General features: G+C 64.4%; 24 protein-coding genes, 1 tRNA gene, 1 pseudogene and 2 riboswitches. Of the genes and pseudogenes, 13 read left to right on the forward strand and 13 right to left on the reverse strand.

Annotation, left to right across the window (positions count from 1 at the left end; all coding sequences use genetic code 11):
* Positions 1-188 precede the first annotated feature (188 nt).
* Entirely contained in the window at positions 189-599 is a 411-nt protein-coding gene (locus QDT69_RS03150; RefSeq protein WP_279705205.1) for a hypothetical protein, read from the reverse strand.
* A gap of 97 nt (positions 600-696) precedes the next feature.
* Between QDT69_RS03150 and QDT69_RS03155 the strand changes: the two genes are divergently transcribed.
* The 3 genes from QDT69_RS03155 to QDT69_RS03165 all read left to right on the forward strand — a co-directional run bounded on the left by QDT69_RS03155 (position 697) and on the right by QDT69_RS03165 (position 2,530).
* Entirely contained in the window at positions 697-1,326 is a 630-nt protein-coding gene (locus QDT69_RS03155) for a TetR/AcrR family transcriptional regulator (protein WP_279705206.1), read from the forward strand.
* A gap of 33 nt (positions 1,327-1,359) precedes the next feature.
* Positions 1,360-1,890 (forward strand): bifunctional 3-hydroxydecanoyl-ACP dehydratase/trans-2-decenoyl-ACP isomerase, encoded by a 531-nt coding sequence (gene fabA / locus QDT69_RS03160; protein WP_279705682.1) that lies wholly within the window; start codon positions 1,360-1,362, stop codon positions 1,888-1,890.
* A gap of 148 nt (positions 1,891-2,038) precedes the next feature.
* Positions 2,039-2,530, forward strand: coding sequence for a hypothetical protein (locus tag QDT69_RS03165; RefSeq protein WP_279705683.1), 492 nt, complete (start codon positions 2,039-2,041; stop codon positions 2,528-2,530).
* 423 nt (positions 2,531-2,953) lie between these two features.
* On the opposite strand, the gene QDT69_RS03170 is transcribed toward QDT69_RS03165, so the two are convergent.
* The 3 genes from QDT69_RS03170 to QDT69_RS03180 form a co-directional block, all read right to left on the reverse strand.
* Positions 2,954-3,103, reverse strand: a complete 150-nt coding sequence (locus tag QDT69_RS03170) for a hypothetical protein (RefSeq protein ID WP_279705207.1) — start codon at positions 3,101-3,103, stop codon at positions 2,954-2,956.
* A gap of 196 nt (positions 3,104-3,299) precedes the next feature.
* Positions 3,300-3,788, reverse strand: a complete 489-nt coding sequence (locus QDT69_RS03175; RefSeq protein ID WP_279705208.1) for a hypothetical protein — start codon at positions 3,786-3,788, stop codon at positions 3,300-3,302.
* Between the two features lie 156 nt (positions 3,789-3,944).
* Positions 3,945-4,244 carry a hypothetical protein gene (locus QDT69_RS03180; protein WP_279705209.1) on the reverse strand — a complete coding sequence of 100 codons (300 nt, stop codon included), beginning with the start codon at positions 4,242-4,244 and terminating at the stop codon, positions 3,945-3,947.
* Positions 4,245-4,331: 87 nt separating this feature from the next.
* Here QDT69_RS03180 and QDT69_RS03185 point away from each other — a divergent pair, with 87 nt between their 5' ends.
* Positions 4,332-4,568 carry a hypothetical protein gene (locus QDT69_RS03185; RefSeq protein WP_074125663.1) on the forward strand — a complete coding sequence of 79 codons (237 nt, stop codon included), beginning with the start codon at positions 4,332-4,334 and terminating at the stop codon, positions 4,566-4,568.
* Between the two features lie 66 nt (positions 4,569-4,634).
* Here the strand turns inward: QDT69_RS03185 and QDT69_RS03190 are convergent, their stop codons facing one another.
* Positions 4,635-5,165 carry a gamma carbonic anhydrase family protein gene (locus QDT69_RS03190; RefSeq protein WP_279705210.1) on the reverse strand — a complete coding sequence of 177 codons (531 nt, stop codon included), beginning with the start codon at positions 5,163-5,165 and terminating at the stop codon, positions 4,635-4,637.
* Positions 5,166-5,257: 92 nt separating this feature from the next.
* Positions 5,258-5,587, reverse strand: coding sequence for a hypothetical protein (locus QDT69_RS03195; RefSeq protein ID WP_074125661.1), 330 nt, complete (start codon positions 5,585-5,587; stop codon positions 5,258-5,260).
* 221 nt (positions 5,588-5,808) lie between these two features.
* Between QDT69_RS03195 and QDT69_RS03200 the strand changes: the two genes are divergently transcribed.
* Entirely contained in the window at positions 5,809-6,519 is a 711-nt protein-coding gene (locus QDT69_RS03200; protein WP_279705684.1) for a hypothetical protein, read from the forward strand.
* Between the two features lie 159 nt (positions 6,520-6,678).
* On the opposite strand, the gene QDT69_RS03205 is transcribed toward QDT69_RS03200, so the two are convergent.
* On the reverse strand, positions 6,679-6,891 hold the full coding sequence (locus QDT69_RS03205; protein ID WP_021077729.1) for a DUF3126 family protein: 213 nt from the start codon (positions 6,889-6,891) through the stop codon (positions 6,679-6,681).
* Between the two features lie 138 nt (positions 6,892-7,029).
* A complete protein-coding gene (gene cysE, locus QDT69_RS03210; RefSeq protein ID WP_146991133.1) occupies positions 7,030-7,857 on the reverse strand; it encodes a serine O-acetyltransferase in 828 nt (275 codons plus the stop codon).
* Positions 7,858-8,113: 256 nt separating this feature from the next.
* Here cysE and QDT69_RS03215 point away from each other — a divergent pair.
* Positions 8,114-9,415 (forward strand): annotated as a pseudogene (locus QDT69_RS03215) (hypothetical protein); the annotation flags it as partial.
* A 45-nt stretch (positions 9,416-9,460) separates the two neighbouring features.
* Here QDT69_RS03215 and QDT69_RS03220 read toward each other — a convergent pair.
* Both QDT69_RS03220 and QDT69_RS03225 read right to left on the reverse strand, forming a co-directional pair.
* Positions 9,461-10,213, reverse strand: coding sequence for an alpha/beta hydrolase (locus tag QDT69_RS03220; protein ID WP_279705211.1), 753 nt, complete (start codon positions 10,211-10,213; stop codon positions 9,461-9,463).
* A gap of 75 nt (positions 10,214-10,288) precedes the next feature.
* Complete coding sequence (locus QDT69_RS03225; RefSeq protein ID WP_279705212.1) at positions 10,289-11,422, reverse strand: hypothetical protein; 1,134 nt, start codon at positions 11,420-11,422, stop codon at positions 10,289-10,291.
* Positions 11,423-11,671: 249 nt separating this feature from the next.
* On the opposite strand from QDT69_RS03225, the gene QDT69_RS03230 reads away from it, so the two are divergent.
* Both QDT69_RS03230 and QDT69_RS03235 read left to right on the forward strand, forming a co-directional pair.
* The gene (locus QDT69_RS03230; protein WP_021077734.1) at positions 11,672-11,917 is read left to right on the forward strand and encodes a zinc-finger domain-containing protein; all 246 of its coding nucleotides are present in this window, start codon (positions 11,672-11,674) and stop codon (positions 11,915-11,917) included.
* 7 nt (positions 11,918-11,924) lie between these two features.
* Positions 11,925-13,127: an FAD-dependent monooxygenase gene (locus QDT69_RS03235; RefSeq protein ID WP_279705213.1), complete on the forward strand. Its 1,203-nt coding sequence runs from the start codon at positions 11,925-11,927 to the stop codon at positions 13,125-13,127.
* 45 nt (positions 13,128-13,172) lie between these two features.
* Here the strand turns inward: QDT69_RS03235 and QDT69_RS03240 are convergent, their stop codons facing one another.
* A complete protein-coding gene (locus tag QDT69_RS03240; protein ID WP_279705214.1) occupies positions 13,173-13,607 on the reverse strand; it encodes a twin-arginine translocation pathway signal in 435 nt (144 codons plus the stop codon).
* Between the two features lie 224 nt (positions 13,608-13,831).
* On the opposite strand from QDT69_RS03240, the gene QDT69_RS03245 reads away from it, so the two are divergent.
* Positions 13,832-13,918: transfer RNA gene (locus QDT69_RS03245), tRNA-Leu, on the forward strand.
* Between the two features lie 90 nt (positions 13,919-14,008).
* Here QDT69_RS03245 and QDT69_RS03250 read toward each other — a convergent pair.
* Positions 14,009-15,946: a phospholipase D-like domain-containing protein gene (locus tag QDT69_RS03250; protein WP_279705215.1), complete on the reverse strand. Its 1,938-nt coding sequence runs from the start codon at positions 15,944-15,946 to the stop codon at positions 14,009-14,011.
* A 443-nt stretch (positions 15,947-16,389) separates the two neighbouring features.
* Here QDT69_RS03250 and QDT69_RS03255 point away from each other — a divergent pair, with 443 nt between their 5' ends.
* On the forward strand, positions 16,390-16,710 hold the full coding sequence (locus QDT69_RS03255; protein ID WP_279705216.1) for a hypothetical protein: 321 nt from the start codon (positions 16,390-16,392) through the stop codon (positions 16,708-16,710).
* A 150-nt stretch (positions 16,711-16,860) separates the two neighbouring features.
* Here the strand turns inward: QDT69_RS03255 and QDT69_RS03260 are convergent, their stop codons facing one another.
* On the reverse strand, positions 16,861-18,480 hold the full coding sequence (locus QDT69_RS03260) for an ABC transporter substrate-binding protein (RefSeq protein ID WP_279705217.1): 1,620 nt from the start codon (positions 18,478-18,480) through the stop codon (positions 16,861-16,863).
* 267 nt (positions 18,481-18,747) lie between these two features.
* Here QDT69_RS03260 and QDT69_RS03265 point away from each other — a divergent pair, with 267 nt between their 5' ends.
* From QDT69_RS03265 to QDT69_RS03275, 3 genes are all read left to right on the forward strand, one after another.
* On the forward strand, positions 18,748-19,878 hold the full coding sequence (locus QDT69_RS03265) for a M20/M25/M40 family metallo-hydrolase (protein ID WP_279705218.1): 1,131 nt from the start codon (positions 18,748-18,750) through the stop codon (positions 19,876-19,878).
* A 91-nt stretch (positions 19,879-19,969) separates the two neighbouring features.
* Positions 19,970-20,077, forward strand: a riboswitch (glycine riboswitch).
* A 3-nt stretch (positions 20,078-20,080) separates the two neighbouring features.
* Positions 20,081-20,196, forward strand: a riboswitch (glycine riboswitch).
* A 69-nt stretch (positions 20,197-20,265) separates the two neighbouring features.
* Positions 20,266-21,627 carry a D-amino acid dehydrogenase gene (locus QDT69_RS03270; protein WP_279705219.1) on the forward strand — a complete coding sequence of 454 codons (1,362 nt, stop codon included), beginning with the start codon at positions 20,266-20,268 and terminating at the stop codon, positions 21,625-21,627.
* A gap of 159 nt (positions 21,628-21,786) precedes the next feature.
* Positions 21,787-22,791, forward strand: a complete 1,005-nt coding sequence (locus QDT69_RS03275) for an ABC transporter permease (protein ID WP_279705220.1) — start codon at positions 21,787-21,789, stop codon at positions 22,789-22,791.

Here is a 22,791-nt window from a genome sequence, read left to right on the forward strand (position 1 = left end):
TGAAGAGACTGCTAGCACTGCGACCAGGCGTTCGCAACGGGACCGCAGAAACGCCCCGGCACGGCCATTCCGTACGACACCACGGCACGATCCTAAAGCTGATGAAGATGATCAAGGCAGGCAAGCGGCCGGCGAATGCATCGACTATCGCGAACTCGGGCTACCGAATGAGGGCTGCGATCGCAACCTCAGAAGAAACGCTCGAGAAAGGCCGCCGTCTTGTCGGTAATGCCGACGATCTTGTTGGTGGCCTGCCGGTAGAATTTGAAGTTGAGCTCGGTCTCGGGCCGGCCGTCGTCCCAATCCTTGAAGCGCTTGAGTTGGTCGCGTCCGAGCGGCTGCCTTGCCAACGCAACGCGTCTGACCGCGATGCCGACGCGCGGCGTTTGCCTGGCGATGCCGGCCTTGCGCGGCACCGCTTCGGCCGCGGTGACGATCCCACGCGCGATCAGGCCGTTGCCGCCCTCGTTCTCGCTTGCGAATACGAACACGACGTCGCCTGCGACGATCAGCTTGCCGCCATACATGGTCTTCTGCGCGGCGAAGGTGAACGCCTTCGCCTGCGGTTCACGGATCTCGGTCTTGATCGCAAACGCCATCGCATGCCTTTCGCCGGTTCGCTCGGCCGGTCCGGCGTCCGAGGCTTGACATCCTAGCATCTAGCCTATTGAATTGAATTCAATTCAGGAACAAGCGATGGGCGCGACGAGCCTCGGGACACGTGAACGGCTGCTCGCGGCGGCCCAACAGGAACTGATCGAAGGCCAGGGGCACCTCGAGATGCAGGCCGTCGCGAGACGGGCCCTGGTCTCGGTCGGGCTCGCCTATCACCACTTCGGATCGAAGGCCGGCCTGATCGCTGCCGTGGTCGTGGACTTCTATGAGCGTCTCGACGAGGCGGCATTCGGCGGCGCCAAGCTGTCCGCCACGAACTGGGCGGACCGCGAGAGGGCGCGGATCGGCGTCTATGTCGCCTTTCACTATGAGCACCCGTTCGCGCCCCTCGTGATCGGCCCGCTGAGCCGGGCACCCGAGGTCCTCGACGTCGAGACCGCCTTCACCGGCCGCCAGCTCACAGGCGGTGCGCGCATGCTCGAAGCCGCGCAACGCGACGGGATCGTGCCCGCAAAACTCGACCCTCACCTCACCATCGCGCTGATGATCGGAGGCATCCGTCAGGCGCTGATCGGCGCACTGACCGGCGAACGGCGGCCGGATCCGGCAAGGCTGACCGACGACATCTGGGCCTTCATGGCCGCCGCGCTGCGGCTGCCGGCCGGCCCTTCGCCCAGCACGTCAAAAGCCACGCGGCGCAGCCGCTCCTAACGTTCAACTTTAACCCCAAGGTCGGTGGCCATCTTGTTCAACCCGCACGATTTTCACACGCCGCAATCGTCCTACAGCAAGCCGGATCTGCTGCGCTCGAGCGAGGGCGGCTATTTCGGCCCCGGCAATGCGCAGCTACCGGCCCCGCCGATGCTGATGATGGATCGCATCACCGATATCGGCATCGACGGCGGCGCGTTCGGCAAGGGCCGTGTCGCGGCCGAACTCGACGTTGTGCCGGACCACTGGTTCTTCGCCTGTCACTTTGCCGGCGACCCGGTGATGCCCGGCTGCCTCGGTCTCGACGCGATGTGGCAGATCATCGGCTTCTGGCTCGGCTGGTCGGGCTCACCGGGCAAAGGCCGCGCGCTCGGGGTCGGCGAGGTCAAGTTCCGGGGGCACATCACGCCGGACGTCAGGCTGGTGCGCTACGAGGTCGACATGCGCCAGGTCCGGCGCGGCCGCCTGGTGCTGGGGATCGCCGACGGCCGCGTGCTCGCCGACGGAGCTTGCGTCTATCTGGCGAAGGACATGAGGGTCGGCCTGATCGCGCCCGCGGGCTGACGCGCTGCACAGTCCCGTTTTGGGGCAGAAGCCTCGGAATTTGCGGCTGATTTTGCAGCGCCCTCGCCATCGGCTCGAAGCCCCGGGTTTTGCCCGCGGCAAGGTTGTGCTAATTCGAACCTTTCAAACGATGTCCGGTTCTGGTCGCATGGTCGAACTTGCCCCCCGGAATTCACAAACCAGCAGCCTGATCGGCGTGCAGCCGATCGCGATCGGCGCCGTGGCGCTGGTGCTCGTGCTGTTCGGGATCGGCTCGATCGCGCTGTGGCGCAGTTTCAGCGGCAACGTGCCCGAGACCGATCGGATGGTCGCCGCCCGCCAGTTGCAGGCGCGGACCGCGCAGGTCTCCGAGGCCCTGGTGGAAAAGACCAAGGGGATGGAGGCGACCCAGCAGGAATCCATCGACCAGTTGCAGGAAGTGCAGGATCAGCTGCTGACCATGCGCAAGCAGTTCGCCCTGCAGCAGGCCGACGCCAAGAGGCTGTCCGACCAGGTCACCGCACTGACCGAGCAGGTCGAGGGGTTGCGCCAGTCGCTGGCGAGCGCGCAGGCCAACGAGCCGGCCGCCGAGCCCGAGCCGCGCAAGCGATCGAAGGCCACACGGAGCGCCAACCGCAAGCGCCACAGATCGCGCGGCTGACGAGCGAAGATGGCGATCGCCCGGTCACCGGACGGCCATCAAAATGCGCCAAATCCCGAACAAGATCAGCAGCTAAGTGGAACTTTGGGACTCCAGGCCTGCTGACAACGGCCGCGTTTGAGTGCCCGTTACCGTGAATTAATCCGGACTTTGTGAACTGGTTCACATGTCCGACTTCGAATCCGAGTCATCCTTAAATCACCGGATGGCGTGAGCCGATTTCAATATCCGGGGCTGGCAAGGTCGTTGACGGTATACTACGTCGACGGCCTTGTTTTTTGGAGCGCTGGAATCCCGCTCTCGGAACCGCCCCACCAAGGCTTGGCTTCCGACATGCGGCCGAAGCAGCACGACGAGCCCGGCTGACGGGCTCTGCATCTGCGACATCGCTACGGCTGTGGCGCAGCGAACGGTGTTGCCAGCCTATTTGGTGCGATCGCGCACGACGCGACTGCCGTTCTGCCGCAACCGCGCAAGCTGCGGCTCGAGCTCGTGGAGCATGTAGACCAGCGCAACGGCAAGGCTCGAAACAACCACCATGAACAGCAATGTCAGATCAGGAATGGTCAGCATCTCGGATGTCCTCTGAGGCCCGGCTCCAACAGCCGGACCATCTGTTTTGGCGACGCGCGCACGCAACTGCAGTCACGCAAAGCAAGCGACATACCAATGCGCGACGGCCTCGGCATCAAGACACCGAGGCCGCGCCAAACATTCCAAGACCATCAGCATGGCGATCGCATGGACCGGCCATGCGTCAGCGGATGGCTCAGTTGCAAACCTGCACCGGCCGGATCTGCCAGCCATACGGTGTCAGCATGCGACGGCGCACGACGTAACAGCCGCCGTCACCGTAGCCATAACCATAGCCGTAGCCATCGTCGTAGCCGTAACCGGCGTAGTACGGATTGCCGTAGTAGCCGTCATAGTAATCGTAGGCCCCGTAGCCGAGCCCGAAGCCGATCGCTGCCGCCGCGAACGGATAGCCCCAGCCGCGCCGGTGCCAGCCGCCACCATGCCAGCCACCGCCGTGCCAACCGCCACCGTGCCAGCCGCCGCCGATCGCAGCCGACCGAAAGCCGCCGCCCGCGCCCATGGCGCGGAATGCACCGCCGTGGAAGCCGCCGAAACCGCCGCCGCCGTGGAAGCCACCACCCCCGTGGAATCCGCCGCCGCCAAACCGTGCCGACGCCGTATCGACCGTGAACAGGGCGGCCGATGCCGTCGCCAGCAAGGCAATCATCGTTTTACGCAACATCACCCGTTACTCCTCTTTCCAAGGCTCTTTCGTTTCAAGCCTCCTCCGCCGCGTCGCGCGCATGCTAGCGCAATGTAGGACCGCGGCTTCGGCCGCGCGTCGATGTCGCGCTCACTTCTGCGCGACCCGCGTTCATCAAGGCGCAGCCGTCAAAAGTTAGCAGCCGCGGCAAATGCCTTTCGTACGGCGGTCGATCTCCTTGTTCTCGTCGGCGATCGCCTTGTCGACGCTCTCTGTGGTCGTCGCCGAACCGGTGGTGACGCCCTTACCGGTATTGAGGCTGCCGGAGGACTGCGCGGTGCCGGCGCTGTTCGTCCCGGGCGGCGACGCCACTTGTGGTGATGTCGGGCTGGCTGATGAGGGACTACCGGTCCCAGCACCCTGGGCGAACGCAACGACTGGTGCAGACAGAAGCACGATTGTCGTGAGTGCGATGGTGACGGATAATTTGCGCATGGCAACTCTCCCTTGCGGACATCAACGGGTCCGCAAAACGCCGGTTCCCACCGGCGTTGGGGCAATAAGGTGTGGGAGCAATGCAATTTGCGCAAGCTGATCGAATTTGACGACGATACTTTCGACAAGCTCAAGCAGCTTGGCCGCGACCGGATGGCGACCTTGCAGGAGCTCGCGGACGAGGCCTTCGCCGACCTGCTTAGGAAGCACGGTATTCCCATCGACCTGAAGGATGCGCTGCGCAAGAGCGCAAGACTTCAGGAGGCAGCAAAGCCCGGCCCCGCAGCACCGAAGGCTGCGCGCAAGCAGGGCCGCAAGCGCTGAAAACCAGAGTTATTGTCTAAGCATAATCTCTTCGGAAAACCGCTTCGCACTTTTCCGGATCATGCTTTAGCCGATCTTCTTCAGTCCGGCTTTGTACTGCGGTCCCCTGATCGCGTAGGACTTGGCCGGCCGCGACAGCGCTTCCGCCTGCGCGGCGTCAAGCGTGCGCACCACACGCGCGGGCGCACCGATGATCAGGGAGTTTTCCGGAAACTCCTTGCCCTCGGTGATCACCGAGCCGGCGCCGACCACGCTGCCGCGCCTGATGCGCGCGCCGTTCATCACGATCGATCCCATCCCGATCAGCACGCCGTCTTCCAGCGTGCAGCCGTGCACGATCGCATTGTGGCCGATGGTGACGTTGTTGCCGATGGTCAGGGGAAAGCCGGGATCGACATGCAGGGTCGAATTGTCCTGGACGTTGGAGCCCTCGCCGATCTCGATCCACTCATTGTCGCCGCGCAGCACCGCGCCGAACCAGACGCTCACTCCCGGCTTGAGGCGCACCTTGCCGATCACGACGGCATTGTCGGCGATGAAGTAGCTGCCGCCAGCGGGAAGATCGGGCCCCTGCCCGTCGAGTTCGTAGATCGCCATTGAGGTCTCCTTGGATCGGAGGAGACCTTGGCACAGCGGCCGACATGGTTTCAAGCAAGCGCGACCATGATCCGGCGCGGATCACGATCGGATCAGCCGAGCACGCCGGCGGCGCGCAGCGTCATCATGAAGAAGGTGCCCGACATCAGGCTCCAGAAGCCGGAGATGACGGTTGCCATCATCACGAACTCGAAGCGGCGGCGCTCGATACGTGCGCCGCGCAGCGTGTTGCGCATGATGATGAAGGGTGCGGCGAAGACGAGGAACGGCACCGCCGCGAAGGTCTTCGGCGCCACGCCCTCCTGCAGCAGGCCGAAACCGGCCGGGCGCTCCGCCATCGCCTGATAGCCGCTCGCCAGCGCGCCCGCGAACGCAAAGCCAATCAACAGCGAGAACAGGGAATTCAAGGTATCGGGCGACATCGGGAACTTCCGCTACGCAACTGGCAACTGGCCCCTGCTTCGCAGAATTGGCCGCCGGCCGCCACATCATCCTTAAGGAAAGGTTAATCCGGCCGATCTGGCGCGGCGTTTGCGCATGGCCATTCGCTCAGGGATTCCGTTGGAATCGTACGGAAATTCCTCGCCTCATGGCATATTCGGCGGGTGATTCGACCACCCCCGATCCGGTCTTTGCCTCGTTCATGACGCTTCTGTCGACCGCCCAGCATCTCGCCCGCGACACCCGCCGCAATCCACGCGCGCATCTCGTCCCGATCATCGCCTCTGCGGTCATTGCGGCCGGCGCGATTGCGCTCGTCGCCTATCTGTTGTGGCCGACCTATACGACCATCCCGGCGAGCGATCCGTCGCGGCTGCCGGTCAGCGTCGGCGGCACGCTGTTCAACGTGCCGACCATGGCGGTGCGCATGAAGATCCAGCGCCATTCCGGGCCGCAGGAGCGCGTCGATTTGAGCTTCCTCTATCCGTCGCTGGAGGCGCCGGCTGCGCCGAAGCACTACAGCGCCGATACGATCGAGGACAAGGTGCAGCCGATCGACAGGATCTTCGTGTCGATCGCGGCCCACCACGATTCACTCGCGCCGGACATGCGCCTGCGCACGATCTATCCGCGCTATCTCGACGAGCGTGCCAATACAGATGACGGCTTGACGGCGCGCGCGTTCCGCGAGGGCACGCCCTATGGCGGCGAGGATCTGTTCACCGCGGCCGAGCCGCAGCTCGTCGCGCGCTGCACCCGCGACACCTCGACACCCGGCATGTGCCTGAGCGAGCAGCGCATCGAGGGCGCCGACCTGACCTTCCGCTTTCCGCGCAACTGGCTCGCGCAATGGCGCGACATCGCTACCGCTATGGGCCGCCTCTCCGCGCAGATGCACAGCGCAAAAGGCTGACACTGTCCTAGGCCGGCGGAGCGATCGGTCCAGCCCCCGAAAGAGCTAAGCATTACCCCATCGTGACGAGGCAAATTGCTTTGTTGCTAGGTCCGTCTTCGGGCGCGCTTTTGCGCGCCCGTCGGTTCCTCATATGAGGATCTGAGGCTGTTCTCAGCCTTACTCGGCGAGATCTTCTTCCAGGATGGCCATCTGGAACTGGAACGAGCGATCATCGTCCTCGTCGTCGACGAACAGCACGCCGATGAACTCCTCGCCGATATAGACCTCGGCGGAGTCGTCCTTCTTGGGCCGCGGCACCACGCGGATCTTGGGATTGCTGAACACGCGCTTCAGATACGCGTCGAGCTTCCTGACTTCCTGAACGTCCACGGCCGTCTCCAATCGGGTCGATGATTTTCGGGGAGGTTTTAGGACGAGACGGCAAAGATCGCCAGAGCCTTTTCAGGCTTTGGCGACGTGATGTTGCGCACACGCTGAAACGCGCTGCCGATCAGAAAGCGAATGAAATCAAAGACCGATCGCGTTGAGCATCTGGTCCATGGTGCGCGACGGCTCGGCACAGCCGGCCTCGCCGACGATTTTCGCCGGCACGCCCGCCACCGTGACGTTGTGCGGCACGGGCTTGACCACGACGGAGCCCGCCGCGATGCGCGCGCAATGGCCGATCTCGATATTGCCGAGAATCTTGGCGCCGGCGCCGATCAGCACGCCGTGACGGATCTTCGGATGGCGATCCTCGTTCTCCTTGCCGGTGCCGCCGAGCGTGACGCCATGCAGGATCGAGACATCGTCGTCGATGACGGCGGTCTCGCCGCAGACGAAACCGGTGGCGTGATCGAGGAAGATGCCGCGGCCGATCCTGGCCGCCGGATTGATGTCGGTCTGGAACACCGCCGAGGAGCGGCTCTGCAGATAGAAGGCAAAATCCTTGCGGCCCTTCTGATACAGCCAGTGCGCCAGACGATGGGTCTGCAGCGCATGAAAGCCCTTGAAGTAGAGCAAGGGATCGATGAAGCGCGAGGTCGCGGGATCGCGGTCATAGACGGCGACGAGATCGGCGCGGAACGCGTTGCCGATATCGGGCTCGTCGCGCAGCGCCTCGCCATAGGTCTGGCGGATCAGATCGCCCGACAGCGCGGCGTGGTCGAGCCGCTCGGCAATGCGATGAACCACTGAATCTTCGAGGCGCTCATGATGCAGCACGGTCGCATAGATGAAGGTCGCGAGCTCCGGCTCGCGCCGCAGGATGTCTTCCGCCTCGCCGCGGATCCGATCCCAGATCGGATCGAGCGCCGCCAGCTTCGCGCCCTGCGGATTGACCTGATGAACTGCCATAGCTGCTCTCGCAATTCGGTTGTTCTGACGTGCGTTATAGCACGGTGGACCCAGCGCGTCCCGGAAAGGCTCGGTACGGTAAACCCCACCCCTACGCCCCCGGACCGGCGTCTAAGGGAATTGGTCGGGATTTTGCCGAAATCAAGCCGTGCTTCTGCAACTATTGGCGGATTTCGTCTCCAGTGTGGTTTTGGGCATGGTCGGCCCCCAATAAAAAGGGGGAAACATCATCAATACCCAGCGTTTACGTGCCCGCCTGACCGATGCTCGGTCGGTCTGGATCGCCACCATCGCCATTCCCCTCCTCCTGCTCGCACCTGCCTTCTGGAACAGCTATCCGCTGCTCCAATGGGATACCGGCGGCTATCTGGCGCGCTGGTATGAGGGCTATCTGGTGCCGAGCCGGTCCACGGTGTTCGGCATCTACCTCCATGCCGGCGAGACATCGGGCTTCTGGCTCAACCTCGGCATCCAGACCCTGGCGACGCTGTGGATCCTGCAGCTGACGCTGCGCGTGTTCGGCCTCGCCCGGCCGGTCCGGCTGACTGCGATCAGCCTCGCGCTGATCGCAACCACCGCGCTGCCCTGGCTCGCGAGCATGCTGCTGACCGACATCTTTGCCGGCCTATCGGTGCTCGCGCTCTTCATCCTCGTGCTGCACGGCGACAGGGTTTCGACGCTGGAGAAGGCGGTGCTGTTCGGCTTCATCGCATTCTCTGCCGCGACCCACAGCGCAACGCTCGGAGTGCTGTTTGGCCTGTGCCTGGTCGGCTGGATACTGCGGCCGTGGCTCGGCCGGCGCGTTCCGATCGCAAGCCTCGTGCAGGGCAGCCTGACCATCGTCGCGGGCGCGGCGATGCTGCTGGCAGCGAATTTCGCACTGTCCGGACAGCTCGCCTGGACACCCGGCGGCATCGGCGTCGCGTTCGGCCGCATGCTGCAGGATGGCATCGTCACGCAATATCTGCGCGACAACTGCGCGAAGGAGAACCTGAAGCTCTGCCCCTATCGCAACGAGTTGCCGCCGACCGCCGACGACTTCCTGTGGGGCCACAGCATGTTCAACACGCTCGGCCGCTTCCAGGGACTGAACGACGAGATGGGCACCATCGTGAAGCGTTCGCTGGCCGAATATCCGACATGGCAGGCCGAGGCCGCGCTGACCGCGACCGTCGATCAGCTGATGCATGTCGCGACCGGCGAAGGCACCAGCGGCTGGATCCCGCACACCTACGGCATCATCGAGCGCTACATTCCCGCGCAGGTCGCGCCGATGCGCGCGGCGCGGCAACAGAAGTGGCATCTCGACTTCACCGCGATCAACCGCATCCATGTGCCGGTCGCGCTGGCCTCGATGCTGCTGACAGTGCTGCTGTTCGGCCGCGGGCTGTGGCAGCGCCGGCTCGACGATCTGACGCTGCTTGCCGGCACGGTCACACTCGCGCTGCTCGGCAATGCCGCGATCTGCGGCGTGATCTCGGGTCCGCATGACCGCTACGGCGCGCGCATGGTGTGGGTTGCGACCTTCGTGGTGCTGATCGCGGCGGCGCGCGCCTTCGCCAGAGACGATGCCGAGAACAACGCCAAGTACGATGCCGGCGAGCTATTTGCGCTGCGACAGGAAGTCGATGACGCCGGTCTTGTAGACCTTGTCACCGACCGCCCGCATGTGGTCGCGGTTCGGAATGTCGAGCACCTGCGAACCCGGAATGATCCGGCCGAGCGCTGACGCCGAGCCCGCGATTTCGTCCTTGCTGCCGACCGCGATCAGAACCGGCGCGCGGATGCCGGCGGCCTCCTCGCGCGTCATCAGGCGGCGCGAGCCGCGCAGGCAGGCAGCGAGCGCGCGGCGATCGGAGCGGGTCTGATCGGCGAAGGCGCGGAAGGTGCGGCCGACCGGATCGGTGACATCGTCGAGCGACGGCGCTTCCAGCGCCAGCGCGACCGCCTCGCCGGGTCCGCCGCCCTCGATCAGCCCGATGCCGATGCCCCCCAGGATCGCCGAGCGCACCCGATCGGAATTTTCGCGCGCCAGGATCGCGGTCATCCGCGAACCCAGCGAATAGCCCATGATGTCGGCGCGCGCGATGCCGAGATGATCCATCAGCGCGATCACGTCGCTTGCCATGATCGCGATCTCGTACTGCGCGGCATCGTAGAGCTTGGCGGATTCGCCGTGGCCGCGATTGTCGAGCGCGATGACGCGACGGCCGGCCTTGACGAGCTCCGACACCCAGGTCGGATAGATCCAGTTGACGTTCTTGCTCGAGGCAAAGCCGTGCACCAGCACGATCGGCTCGCCCGCGCCTTCGTCGACATAGGCAATCTCAACATCGCCGTGGTGGAAACTCGGCATCATCGATTCCGTTTTTTCTTGAGATCAGGATTGGGATCGGGATTTGGGATTCGCGATCGACCGGCGACCGCAAGCTTAGCCCTGGACGGGCATACTCGCCAGAGTAGCTGTGGCGGCCATCTGCCGCTTCAAGCGGCGCGCCTTGCTTCGTCTCAGCCACCACGCCGTGGTTCGCTCGGTGGTGGCCTTGATCGACGACAGGAAACCGAACAGCGCAAACAGCGCGCCGAACAGCCACATCGAGAGATTGAATGCACCGGCGGCAAGCAGCAGTGCGCCGCGACCGAGCAGCTTGATGATCGCGCGGGTCTGGCCGCCCTTCACATCGGCGATGCGCGCCGCGCGCGCGATCTCCTGCGGGTTCTCCGCGACCTTCAGCGTGTCCCGCGCGGCGCGAATGCCGGCCGCCTCGCCGATGCGCCCGACGTCCTTGGCGACACGCACCAGCGCGCCGGCCTTCTCGGCACGGAACGCCGCGCGAATGGCGGTTGCGGTTTCCGCCGGCCGAAGCACCGAGCCGGACGCGACCGCCTCACGCAATGCCGGCTGATCGACCATCTCGCGGGTCGAGCGTCCGGCCCATTCGATCATCCCCTCGCTCAGCCGTCCCGCCTTGCGCGTGTCCTTGACCAGCGTCAGCCCCGCGCGCAGCGGCCCGGCGCCGCCGACCGACACATAGGTCGCTGCGGTCACGGCGAGCCCAGCGGCCGCAAGGCCAAGCACCAACTGATCGGTGTCCTCGCCCATCACGAGGTGCTTGCCCTCGCGCACGACATCCCTGATGTCACCGAACACGAACAGGTCGCCCGCGACCGTGCCGGACAGGCTCGCGACATCGTCGGCGTTGCCGGTCATAAGGCCGGTCGCGAACCCTTTGGCGAAATGCGTGGTGGACGACTGCTCGGCGCGCGCGTCATCGACGCGCTTGGTGAGTTCCGCACTGAGCGCGATGTTCTTCTCACCCGCCAGCGCGACAAAGCTGGTCGCAAGATCGGCGTCCCCGGAGGCGAGCGCCGCCTCGATATTGTCCTCAATCAACGCCGGGTTGTTGCGCAGCACGGAATTGACCCTGAGGTCGGCGAGATCAGCGGGATTGTCCCGCGCTGACAGCACCGCGCCGGCGTCACGGGCATGCGGCCAAATAGCCACGCCCATGGCAGCACTTGCTGCCACGCCAGCCACCGCAACGCCGAGGCGCACCCCGTTCATTCCGCTTGAAACCTCAAGTTTAATTCGCCTTGTTTAGTTCGCCTTGGACATAGTGTGCCGTTTTTGCGACACAACGGCTCCGACCAAAGAAGGGCTTCTCTGGGACGACAAGATTGTGTCGAATTTGCATGAGCAAATGAGCCATCGGGGCTCTAGGAATCAACTGTTCCCGCCAGTATGGTGCGCGGCATTTCGCGATGCCGCATGCTGTTGATTGCGTCTGCCCATCGTTGCCACCAAGGTGAGAATATGTCCGACCACGTCGTCCCGCACTTCCATAACGATGCCGGAGTCTCGGTGATCGAGATCGGATCGCAGGAGTTCATGTGCGTGGGCGCCAACCCGCCGTTCGATCATCCGCACGTGTTCCTCGACCTCGGCAACGACAACGAGATCATCTGCCCGTACTGCTCGACGCTCTATCGCTTCGCGCCCGACCTTGCTGCCGGCGAAGCGCGCCCGCCGGAATGCGTGCTGAAAGACAAGGTCGCCTGACAGCTCCGTGGCGCTGACGCGAACCGTCATCGTTGCTGGCGCCGGGATCGGGGGACTGACGGCGTCGCTGACCTTGGCGGCACAGGGCTTTCGCGTCGTGGTGCTGGAAAAGGCCGAGCGGCTCGAGGAAGCCGGCGCCGGCATCCAGCTCTCCCCCAATGCCAGCCGTATCCTGGTCGAGCTCGGGCTCAAGGAGCCGCTGGCGCGGCGCGCGGTCACGCCTGAATCCGTCAACATCCTGAGCGCGCGGGCCGGCGGCGAGATCGCACGGATGCCGCTCGGCCGGGCGGCCGAGTTCCGCGCCGGTGCCCCCTATTGGGTGATCCACCGCGCCGATCTGCAAGCCGCCTTGCAGGCTGCCGTGAACGAGCATCCCGATATCGATCTGCGGCTCGGCTGCCAGTTCGAGGACGTGACCAAGCACGCCAAGGGCCTGACGGTGGTGCAGCGCCGCGGCAATTCACGGCAGGAGGAATTGGCGGTCGCGCTGGTCGGCGCCGACGGCATCTGGTCGTCGGTCCGCCGACATTTGTTTCCGGATGTGCAGCCGCAATTCTCCGGCCTGATCGCCTGGCGCGGCACGCTGGACGCAACCGCCCTGCCCCGTGAATACACTGCGCCGCGCGTGCAGCTCTGGATGGGGCCGGACGCCCATCTCGTGGCCTATCCGATCTCGGCCGGACGCCAGATCAACGTGGTCGCGATCGTGTCGGGCACCTGGAATCGGCCGGGCTGGAGCGCGCCCGGCGACAGCAACGAGATCAAGGGCGCGTTCGCCACCGCGCGCTGGCCCCCCACGGCGCGGATGCTGATCGGCGCGGTCGATGGCTGGCGCAAATGGGCACTGTTCACCCTGCCCGATATCGGCCGCTGGAGCGAAGGCGCCGTCGCGCTGATCGGCGACGCCGCGCATGCGATGTTGCCGTTTGCCGCACAAGGCGCCGGCATGGCGATCGAGGATGCGGCCGTGCTCGCCAAGGCCTTGGCCGACTGCACCGGCGAAAACACCGCGGGCATTCCCGCCGCATTGAAGCGCTACGCACGGATGCGGCGCGGACGTGTGCTGAAGGTGCAGCGCATGGCGCGGCAGCAGGGCCGCATCTATCATCTCAGTGGACCATTGGCGATCGCGCGCGATCTCGCGATCCGCGCCATCGGTCCGGAGCGCATGCTGGCGCGGCAGGACTGGATCTACGACTGGCGCGCCTGAGCCGCGCGCGCAGCCACAGCAACCGCCTGTTCTGGAAACGTTGACTTAGTGAACGAGGCCGCGCGGGGCACGCGGCCCGTTCGCGGCTGGCGTGGGCGCTGCGGGTACGGCGGCAGCGGGGCTGTCCGGCGGGCTCTCGTGGCACTTGTTGGCGCGCCACGCCTGATCCGCAAGCCGCTGCTGGGAGTGGATCGAGATCAATTCGTTGCGATACACCATCTCGGAGACCACGGTACCGCCGACGCCGGTTTCCGCCTTGGCCATCAGCCTTTCCTGTTCGGTAGCGCGGGATGCGAGGCCCTTGCGCTCGGTCTCGAGCTGCTTGCAATCATACAGGTCGTATTTGGCGGGATCGGCGAATGCCGACGGCACGCTGTCGCCGATCTGCGCGCAGCCGGAAACGCCGGCGGCCGAGGCGAGCAGCGCAACGAGAACTGCCGCGCGCATCAGATTCGGGCGGCGTGGGAGACGAACGGACATTCGGCTTTCTTAATCGGACAGTGTTGAGATTGCCTAAAGCAGCCGCCGGTGTCCGGATTGAGGCTCAATCGCGGCGGCGCGCTGCTTATCCCAATGCTCGGCCGCCGAGGCAAATGGAATTGCAGGCCACAGCTTAAGCCTTTGAAAGCGCACCTGTTAGCAGCGGATAATGACAATTCCACTCCGCGACCAAACGCGCTAGAAGTCGGCGCGCCCAGCGCAATGCGGACGTGGCGGAACTGGTAGACGCAAGGGACTTAAAATCCCTCGACGGCAACGTCATGTGGGTTCGAGTCCCACCGCCCGCACCAACCATCTGCCCTGCCGGCTGACGACAGGCCGACGATCGCTGCAGGCACGCGCCGCGCGTCGTGTTCTGCGTGACGGCTTCTATTGGGCTCCTATTTCTTGGCCTTCGGTTTTTTGGCCTTAGCCTTCTTTGTCTTCCTGGCTTTTGCCTTAGCCGGCTTCTTCGCCTTGGCCTTCTTCGCAGATTTTTTGGCCGACTTCTTGACTGACGCCTTGGCAGTTCGCTTGGCGGCGGCGACCTTCTTGGCTGCCTTCCTGGGGGCCTTCTTGGGAGCCTTCTTCGCAGCCCTGCCGGCCGTGTTGGCCGGTTGCGCTGCGCCGCCGCTGGCACTGCCGCCACCGCCTGCGCGTGTCGGGCGCGGCGGCACCGGCTCCTCCATCCAGAAGTCCAGCTCCTGCTCCTTGCCGCCGCCGGGCTTCCAGCCATCGAGCGAATAGATCTGATCCGCATTGCCGCCGCTGCCGAGATAGCCGCGCCAGGAATAGTGATCGTAGACGCCGTTGATGTGCAGCGCATAGGCCTGCGCGAGCTTCTTGTTGCCGCGGATGATCACGAGATTCTCGTCATTCTTCTCCGAGGCGGCGACGGAGAAATTGTGCGATCCGGTGATAACAGCGCAATTGTCCGAGAATGGATCGATCACGATGGTCTTGGAATGCACGATCGCGATCATCCCGGCGTTGCGGATCTGTGAGACGCTGAACTCGACGTCGGCCCATGACGGCTCGTTCGTGGGGTTGACGTTATGCGGCAACTGGACGTCGTCATGGAAGGATTGCGCCGGCGCGCCTGATTTCACGACCTGACCGCCGACCGAGACGATGTTGCCGTTCTTGCTGGCCATCATCGTCGACACCACGCCGCGGACGTAGACGTCGTTCTGCTGTGCGCGGTCGAGCAGCGCGCTCAGCAGCGGCGATTGACCCGGCATGAACATCAGGAAGAGCGCGCCGTCCCTGGCGTTCTTGATCAGGTCCAGCACCGGCGTGAACTCCGCCTCGCCGTTGCTCGCGGCGAAATAGACCGAGATGTTGCTGTCGCTGGTCGGAGTGGAATTCGACGCCTTCAGCGCGGGCGGCATGGCGTTGCCGGCGGCGACCAGCTTGCTCCACTGGTCGAGGAAGCGCTTGGCGATCGCCGCATTCTCGATGATCAGCACGTTGTTGAGCTGCGTGCACAGCCCGGTGGTGGTCCAGTTCGTGCTGCCGGTCAGAACGCGGATGGCGTTGCCATGCGCGTCGCTCTCGACCACGAACTTGTTGTGGACGCTGGGCGAGGACCGGCCCGCATTCGACAGATCGCGATGCTTGACCGTCAAGCCGGCGCTACTGAGCTCGCCCGCGATGTTCGGTTTGGTCGCGCTGCCGTTGCCGAGCAGGACGTTGCCGCGGCTTCCGAACGGCTTCAGCGCGCCGACCAGCTCCTCGTCATTCATCTCGTAGATGGCGGCATGCACCTGGCTGCCGCGCAGGTCGGCATCGTGCAGAAAGGCCAGAATCTCGTGCAGGGCGTCGCCGGAAAGGTAGCGCCGCGCCTGGTTGGCCGGATCGGAAAGCCCCTTGACGAAATTGCGCAGCGAAGCGTCGGACGTATCGCCATGCACGAAGCGGCTGACGATCTGCGACATCAGGGTGCCGCGGTTGAAATAGGCCGACAGGCCGCCGCCCGCATCGCCGGAAGCGACCGTCGGCGCCGTCCATGCCGACACCGAGGCGGGATCGGGCGTGAACGTGCCATTTGCGCCGTTCTTCATCGCGGTGACGCGGTAAGAGACGTTCTCGGTGTCGACGACGCTATGATCGGTCCAGATGCAGCGCCGGAACGGCGACTGGGTCGAGGAGATGCCGGCGTCCGCCACCGGCTTCTCACCGGGCTTCGGCGGAATGCGGTTGGACAGCACGATGGTCTGCTGCGTGATGTTGTTGCGCCGCTCGAGCTGGAAACCGACCCAGTCGTTCGACCAGGTGTCCGGCTGCCAGGCGATCAGGATATCATCGGCATTCGCGTAGGCCTTGACATTGATGGTCATGATAATTTCCCCGAGGTTGGGTGAATCCACAGGTGCGAAACAATGCACGCCGTCCACGCACGGCTGGCGCGTTCGGACGGCGCCGATCCGGCCCGTACGACATTACCTTGGTAACCCAAGGTAGTTTGTGACATAGACAACAACTGCCGTGCAAATCGCTGTGGGCGCGCGACCGGCATCAAGCCCTATGCGAATGCCGTCCCAGCCGCCCTTGCTGCTTCCAGGCGATACGGCGTGTCAAATTGGTATGCCAGGGCGCCGTGCTCACGGCCCGAGCAGAGACACAGGGATTTTGACGCTCGCATCACCTCATCGTGTCCTCCGGCTGTGGCCGGGTTCACACGCCGCGATCGCCGGCTGTGGTAGTACTGGTTTGTTGGAAAATTCCGGCCGCACATTTCGCGGCGCTCGCATTTCGAGATCAATTTCTTTGGAGCTAGGCGATGACGATTGCGGATCGCAATCGGATTGCCGGTCGCAATCAGATTGTTGGCAACACCGCGCCCGATCCTGGCGCTTCCATCCTCGAGCACGGCGACGACGCGGCCCATTGCAGCAACGGGCTCAATGCGCAGAGATTCCGCGATTCGACGCCCGGCGAGCGCGCGATCTACCAACGCTGGATCCGCGGCGCGATCGCGGCATGCGTCGTGCTGGCACTTGCCGCCGGCGTGGCGGTCTGGATGAACGGCGGCAACGCCGGACAGACGCAGCTCACGAGCCTGTCGAGCGCGGGCAGCGGGAAATCAGGCCACACGCCTTAGCGGCCGCCGGTTCGGTCCGATCAGCGCTTCAGGTCGCGATGCCCCAAGCGGCGCATGACCCGCCGCGACAGCTATACCTGACGCGCGGCGGCGCAAAACGAAAATGGCCGGGGACGAGCCCCGGCCATTCCATTCTGCATCAAGCCGCGCTTACTCGGATTTGTCGATATTCCAGAAGATCGGCGTCGCCGGGCCGTCGAGCACACCGGTCAGCGACTTCCGCCACGCGCTCGGACCCTGATACTGGCCGAGCGGGATGTAGATGACCTGGTCGTAGGCCTCCTTCTGGATATCGGCTGCGATCTTCTTCTGCTCGTCGAGCGACGGCGCGCGGACGAAGGCATCCTTCAGCTGTTCGATCTTCGGATCGTCAGCCCAGCCGAACCATCCGCCATTCTTGCCCTGGCCGCCAATCGAGAGGTTGGCGATCGGGTTGGAGACGTCGGCGCTGACCCAGTTGGTGAAGAACATGTTCCAGCCGCCGTCCTTCGGCGCCTTCTGGCTGGCGCGGCGGGTCACCACGGTCTGCCAGTCGGTCGCCTGCAGGTCGACCTTGAAGCCGGCATCGCGCAGTTGCTGGGCGACGACGACCGGCTGCGCCTTGAGGGTGGTGACGTCGCCGGGCGCCATGATGACGACCGGCGTGCCGTCGTAGCCCGACTCGGCGAGCGCCTTCTTGGCTGCGGCCATGTCGCCTCCCTTCGCCAACGTCTCGCCGCCGACTTCCGACGCGAACGGCGTGTCGCAGATGAAGAAGGAGACGCAGGTCTTGTAATATTTGGGATTGCCGACCAGCGCGTCGAGCACCTGCTTCTGGTTGATCGCGAGCAGCGCCGCCTGGCGAACCTTGATGTTGTCGAAAGGCGGATAGAGGAAGTTCATGCGGCCCAGCGTCTGGAAGCCGAACTTGTTCAGCGTCTCGACCTTCAGATCCTTGTCGGCCTCGAGGATCGACAACGTGTCGAACGACGGGTTCTCCACGAAATCGATATCGCCGGACTGCAGCGCGTTCATCGCAGTCTGCGCGTCAGCCATCGTGACCCACTCGACGCGGTCGACCTTCACGACCTTGCCGCCCGCGGTCCAGCTCGCCGGCTCCTTGCGCGGCACGTAGTCCTTGTTCTTGACGTAGACCGCCTTCACGCCCGGCTGGAATTCCGCCTGGACGAATTTGAAGGGGCCCGAACCGATCTGTTCCGGAATCGGCTTGTCCGGCGGCGTTTCGGCCAGCCGCTTCGGCATCATGAAGGCGACACGCGACGACGGCTTGCCGATCGAATCCAGCACCAGGCCGTACGGCTCCTTCAGCTTCAGCGTAATCGTCTTCGCATCGGTGGCTTCGAGGCTCGCCGTGAAGTCCATCAGCTTCTGGCCCATGCCGTCGACCTTGGCCCAGCGCTTCAGCGACGCGACGCAGTCTTCGGCGGTCACCGGCGTGCCGTCATGCCATTTCAGGCCATCGCGCAGCGTGAACGTGTAGGTGAGCTTGTCGTCGGAGATCTTCCAGTCCGCCATCTGCGGCTGGATCTTGAAGTTGGAATCGGTTGCCACCAGCGTGTCGTAGACCATGTAGCCATGGTCGCGCGTGATGTAGGCGGTGGTCAGGATCGGATCGATGACGCGCAGATCCGAATGCATCACCGCGGTGATGGTCTTGTCCGCGGCCATGGCCTGTTGGGTAAACGATAATTCCTGCGGCGCGAACGACAACGCGATCGCCGACAACGCCGCCGCTAGCGTACGGCGCTTCCAACGCGAGATAGGGTACATGCAATCTCTCTCCTGACGTGTAACTGGTCAAAGCCGGCTTATTCGTTATGCATGCGGTTCGTTATTTAGGCGAACTAACATGCTGTATGGCTTGTGAAATCGAGACTTGCACCAAGCGCAAAGCGCGTCAATCGGTTTCGGGCGGGATCGGACGTACACAAACGAATGAGGCCGCGCGTGCGATTTTGGCTTTACAAAATCGTCGACTGAGATTTTCGTGAGCGCCGCGCGATGCCGGCGCCGTCAGAACAACAAGAGGAAAAAACAATGAACCCAGCCAATCTCCCCTTTGACTCAGAAACGATGCTGCAGGGCCTGCGCAGCTGGGTGGAATGCGAGAGCCCGACCTGGGATGCGCGCGCGGTCGAGCGCATGCTCGATCTCGCCGCGCGCGAGATGGCGATCATGGGTGCGACGATCGAACGCATCGCGGGACGCCAGGGCTTCGCGGGCTGCGTCCGCGCCCGTTTTCCTCATCCGAAACAGGGCCAGCCCGGCATCCTGATCGCCGGCCACCTCGACACCGTGCACCCGGTCGGCACCATCGAGAAGCTGCAATGGCGGCGCGATGGCAACAAGTGCTTCGGGCCCGGCATCTTCGACATGAAGGGCGGCAATTATCTGTCGATCGAGGCGATCCGGCAGCTGGCGCGCGCCTCCTTCACGACGCCGCTGCCGATCACGGTGCTGTTCACGCCGGACGAAGAGGTCGGCACGCCGTCGACCCGCGACATCATCGAGGCGGAAGCCGCACGCAACAAATACGTGCTGGTGCCGGAGCCCGGCCGGCCGAACAACGGTGTCGTCACCGGCCGCTACGCGATCGCGCGCTTCAACCTGGAAGCAACCGGCAAGCCGAGCCATGCCGGCGCGACGCTGTCGTCCGGCCGTTCCGCGATCCGGGAAATGGCCCGGCAGATCATGGCCATCGACGGCATGACCACCGAGGACTGCACCTTCTCGGTCGGCATCGTGCATGGCGGCCAATGGGTCAATTGCGTCGCAACGACCTGCACCGGTGAAGCGCTCAGCATGGCCAAGCGCCAGGCCGATCTCGACCGCGGCGTCGAGCGCATGCTGGCGCTGTCCGGAACCGCCAACGACGTCACCTTCAAGGTGACGCGTGGCGTCACCCGCCCGGTATGGGAGCCGGATGCCGGCACCATGGCGCTTTATGAAAAGGCAAAGGGCCTCGCGGCGGCGATGGGCCTCGATCTGCCGCATGGCAGCGCCGGCGGCGGATCGGACGGCAACTTCACCGGCGCGATGGGGATCCCTACCCTCGACGGCCTCGGCGTTCGCGGCGCCGATGCGCATACGCTCAACGAACACATTGAAGTCGACAGCCTCGCCGAGCGCGGCCGCCTGATGGCGGCACTGCTGGCGACACTCGACTGACGTCGATTGCACTGCACAACACGTTGGCACTGCCGGATCGAAATTTAGCCTTGTCCAATTTTGAGGCTTCGCCTACGGTCCGGCCGTCCAACGCGACGATGCGGGAGAGATCGAAGCGACAACGTTCGTGTTGTTTGGCTTCGGCGCCGACGGAGCAACCGCCCCGGAAACTCTCAGGCAAAAGGACTGTATCGTCAGGACGATCTGGAGAGAGACGGACACGACCGCACATCAAGGGCCGTGACGTCCACCGAAGGGGATAGTTCGCATCCGGGCGCAGGCCCGGTGCGGATCAAGCTCTCAGGTACCGTGACAGATGGGGCGCTGAAACAGCCGGTTTCACCGGTGGTTCGGCGACTCTAACAACACGGGAGCCTGAAGACCATCATGCCACAGATTGCGATCATTGGCGCCGGCATCACCGGCGTGACGACGGCCTATGCCCTGCTCGAACGCGGCTACCGCGTGACTGTCCTCGACAGGCATCGCTACGCCGCGATGGAAACCTCGTTCGCCAACGGCGGACAGCTTTCCGCCAGCAATGCGGAGGTGTGGAACAGTGCCGCGACCATTCTCAAGGGGCTGCGCTGGATGCTCAGAAGCGACGCGCCGCTTTTGATGAATCCGAAGCCGAGCTGGCACAAATATTCCTGGATCGGCGAGTTCGTAGGCGGCATCACCCGCTATCGCGCCAACACCATCGAGACCACAAAACTCGCAATCGAAGCGCGCAAGCATCTGTTCTCGATCGCGCAGCGCGAGAACATCGCCTTCGATCTCGAGCGCCGCGGCATCCTGCACGTCTATCACGACAAGGCCGGCTTCGAGGCCGGCCTGCGCGTCAACACGCTGCTGCAACAAGGCGGGCTCGACCGCCGGCCGGTGACGGCGAACGAAATCCGCAGCATCGAACCCGCGCTGCAGACGGCCTGCTATGGCGGCTTCTTCACGCCGTCGGATGCGACCGGCGATATCCACAAGTTCACGCGCGGCCTCGCCGAGGCGTGCATCCGTCGCGGCGCGACTTTCATCCATGAGGCCGACGTCGACACCATCGCGCGCGGCGATGACGGTTTCCGGATCGGCTGGAACGAGGCCGCTTCGCACGATGCCGGCCTCGCGCCACGACATGAATTGCAGGCCGACGGCATCGTGATCTGCGCCGGCGTCGCAAGCCGCCACTTCGCGGGCCTGCTCAACGACCGCGTCAATGTCTATCCGGTGAAGGGCTATTCGATCACGGTGCAGCTCGATGCGCCGCAAAGCCGGGACGCCGCCCCGACCGTCAGCCTGCTCGATGAAGCCGCGAAGATCGTGACCAGCCGGCTTGGTGCCGACCGCTTCCGCGTCGCCGGCACCGCCGAGTTCAACGGCTTCAACCGCGATATCAGGGCCGATCGCATCCAGCCGCTGGTGGATTGGGTGCGGCATCATTTCCCGGGGATCGATACGTCGAAAGTCCTGCCCTGGGCGGGCCTGCGCCCGATGATGCCGAACATGATGCCGGTGGTTCGCGCCGGACGGATTCCGGGCGTCTTTTACAACACCGGCCACGGTCATCTTGGCTGGACGCTGTCGGCCGCGACGGCGCAGATGATCGCGGGAGCGATCGACGACTGGCGCGACCTCGAGACGCCATCGATGGCGCCGGCGCTTGCTGCCGGGCTCGACGAAGTATCCGCTCATTCTCGCAAAGCTGAAATCAATCCACCTTCCGGTGGACTGCTTCGAACGTCATCGGAGGAATGATCGCGCCAACAGGACCGACTAGCTGCACCGCAAAAACCGCAGCACCGATGGCATGGGACTTGCTGAAGTTCTCCAGTGTGTCCTGTACCATCTGTGCTACGGTCCGGTGTGCAACGGTCCCGCTGGGGACTTCATCGACCACAACCCAACGGATCCAATTTGCTCGGATATCTGCTTCGCCGCATCCTCGCCGCCATTCCCGTGATGGGCGTGGTGGCTCTGTTCGTGTTCCTGTTGCTGCGGCTGACGCCGGGCGACCCGGCGGCCATTCTCGCCGGCGACAACGCGACGCCCGAACAGCTCGACCGCATCCGCACCTCGCTCGGTCTCAACGAGCCGATCTACATCCAGTTCTACACCTGGGTCGCCAAGCTGCTGCACGGAGACCTCGGCGTCTCCTTGATCTCGAACAAGCCGATCCTCGAGATGATCGGCCCGCGCCTCGAGCCGTCGATTGCGGTTGCGCTCGCCACCATCACCCTCTCGATCCTGGTCGCGGTACCGCTCGGCGTGATCGCGGCGTGGAAGCACGGCACCTGGATCGACCGCTTCGTGATGGGGCTGTCGGTGCTCGGCTTCTCGGTGCCGGTGTTCGTGATCGGCTATGTGCTGATCCAGTTCTTTGCGATCGATCTGCGCTGGGTGCCGGTGCAAGGCTACAAGAGCATCATGTCGGCCTGCGCGAAGGCGCCGCCGAATTCGCTCAGCGCGCTGCAGGTCGCCGCCTGCGTGAGGGATAGCTTCGGTCCGTTCTTCGAACGCCTCATTCTGCCGACCTGCACCCTCTCCTTCATCTATGTCGCGCTGATCGCACGCATGACGCGGGCCTCGATGCTCGATGTGCTGGGCGAGGATTACGTGCGCACCGCGCGCGCCAAGGGCATCGGCGAGGCCGGCGTGCTGCTGCGTCATGCGCTGCGCAACGCCGCGGTGCCGGTCATCACCGTGATCGGCTCCGGCTTCGCGCTGCTGATCTCGGGCGTCGTCGTCACCGAGAGCGTGTTCAACCTGCCCGGCATCGGCCGCCTCACCGTCGATGCAGTGCTGGCGCGCGACTATCCGGTGATCCAGGCGATGATCCTTCTGACGTCGGGCATCTATGTCGGCGTCAACCTGTTGATCGACGTTGCTTACACCCTGCTCGATCCTCGTATCCGGTATTAA

Origin of the sequence: Bradyrhizobium sp. CER78, from assembly GCF_029846235.1 — a bacterium.
Classification (GTDB): Bacteria; Pseudomonadota; Alphaproteobacteria; order Rhizobiales; family Xanthobacteraceae; genus Bradyrhizobium.

What these genes read in the sequence shown, in the direction of transcription:
- QDT69_RS03150 (WP_279705205.1), bottom strand. Translation starts at nt 599, where the DNA reads ATGGCGTTTGCGATCAAGACCGAGATCCGTGAACCGCAGGCGAAGGCG.
- QDT69_RS03155 (WP_279705206.1), top strand. Translation starts at nt 697, where the DNA reads ATGGGCGCGACGAGCCTCGGGACACGTGAACGGCTGCTCGCGGCGGCC.
- QDT69_RS03165 (WP_279705683.1), top strand. Translation starts at nt 2,039, where the DNA reads ATGGTCGAACTTGCCCCCCGGAATTCACAAACCAGCAGCCTGATCGGC.
- QDT69_RS03170 (WP_279705207.1), bottom strand. Translation starts at nt 3,103, where the DNA reads ATGCTGACCATTCCTGATCTGACATTGCTGTTCATGGTGGTTGTTTCG.
- QDT69_RS03175 (WP_279705208.1), bottom strand. Translation starts at nt 3,788, where the DNA reads ATGTTGCGTAAAACGATGATTGCCTTGCTGGCGACGGCATCGGCCGCC.
- QDT69_RS03180 (WP_279705209.1), bottom strand. Translation starts at nt 4,244, where the DNA reads ATGCGCAAATTATCCGTCACCATCGCACTCACGACAATCGTGCTTCTG.
- QDT69_RS03190 (WP_279705210.1), bottom strand. Translation starts at nt 5,165, where the DNA reads ATGGCGATCTACGAACTCGACGGGCAGGGGCCCGATCTTCCCGCTGGC.
- QDT69_RS03195 (WP_074125661.1), bottom strand. Translation starts at nt 5,587, where the DNA reads ATGTCGCCCGATACCTTGAATTCCCTGTTCTCGCTGTTGATTGGCTTT.
- QDT69_RS03200 (WP_279705684.1), top strand. Translation starts at nt 5,809, where the DNA reads ATGACGCTTCTGTCGACCGCCCAGCATCTCGCCCGCGACACCCGCCGC.
- cysE (WP_146991133.1), bottom strand. Translation starts at nt 7,857, where the DNA reads ATGGCAGTTCATCAGGTCAATCCGCAGGGCGCGAAGCTGGCGGCGCTC.
- QDT69_RS03220 (WP_279705211.1), bottom strand. Translation starts at nt 10,213, where the DNA reads ATGCCGAGTTTCCACCACGGCGATGTTGAGATTGCCTATGTCGACGAA.
- QDT69_RS03225 (WP_279705212.1), bottom strand. Translation starts at nt 11,422, where the DNA reads ATGAACGGGGTGCGCCTCGGCGTTGCGGTGGCTGGCGTGGCAGCAAGT.
- QDT69_RS03230 (WP_021077734.1), top strand. Translation starts at nt 11,672, where the DNA reads ATGTCCGACCACGTCGTCCCGCACTTCCATAACGATGCCGGAGTCTCG.
- QDT69_RS03240 (WP_279705214.1), bottom strand. Translation starts at nt 13,607, where the DNA reads ATGTCCGTTCGTCTCCCACGCCGCCCGAATCTGATGCGCGCGGCAGTT.
- QDT69_RS03250 (WP_279705215.1), bottom strand. Translation starts at nt 15,946, where the DNA reads ATGACCATCAATGTCAAGGCCTACGCGAATGCCGATGATATCCTGATC.
- QDT69_RS03255 (WP_279705216.1), top strand. Translation starts at nt 16,390, where the DNA reads ATGACGATTGCGGATCGCAATCGGATTGCCGGTCGCAATCAGATTGTT.
- QDT69_RS03260 (WP_279705217.1), bottom strand. Translation starts at nt 18,480, where the DNA reads ATGTACCCTATCTCGCGTTGGAAGCGCCGTACGCTAGCGGCGGCGTTG.
- QDT69_RS03265 (WP_279705218.1), top strand. Translation starts at nt 18,748, where the DNA reads ATGAACCCAGCCAATCTCCCCTTTGACTCAGAAACGATGCTGCAGGGC.
- QDT69_RS03270 (WP_279705219.1), top strand. Translation starts at nt 20,266, where the DNA reads ATGCCACAGATTGCGATCATTGGCGCCGGCATCACCGGCGTGACGACG.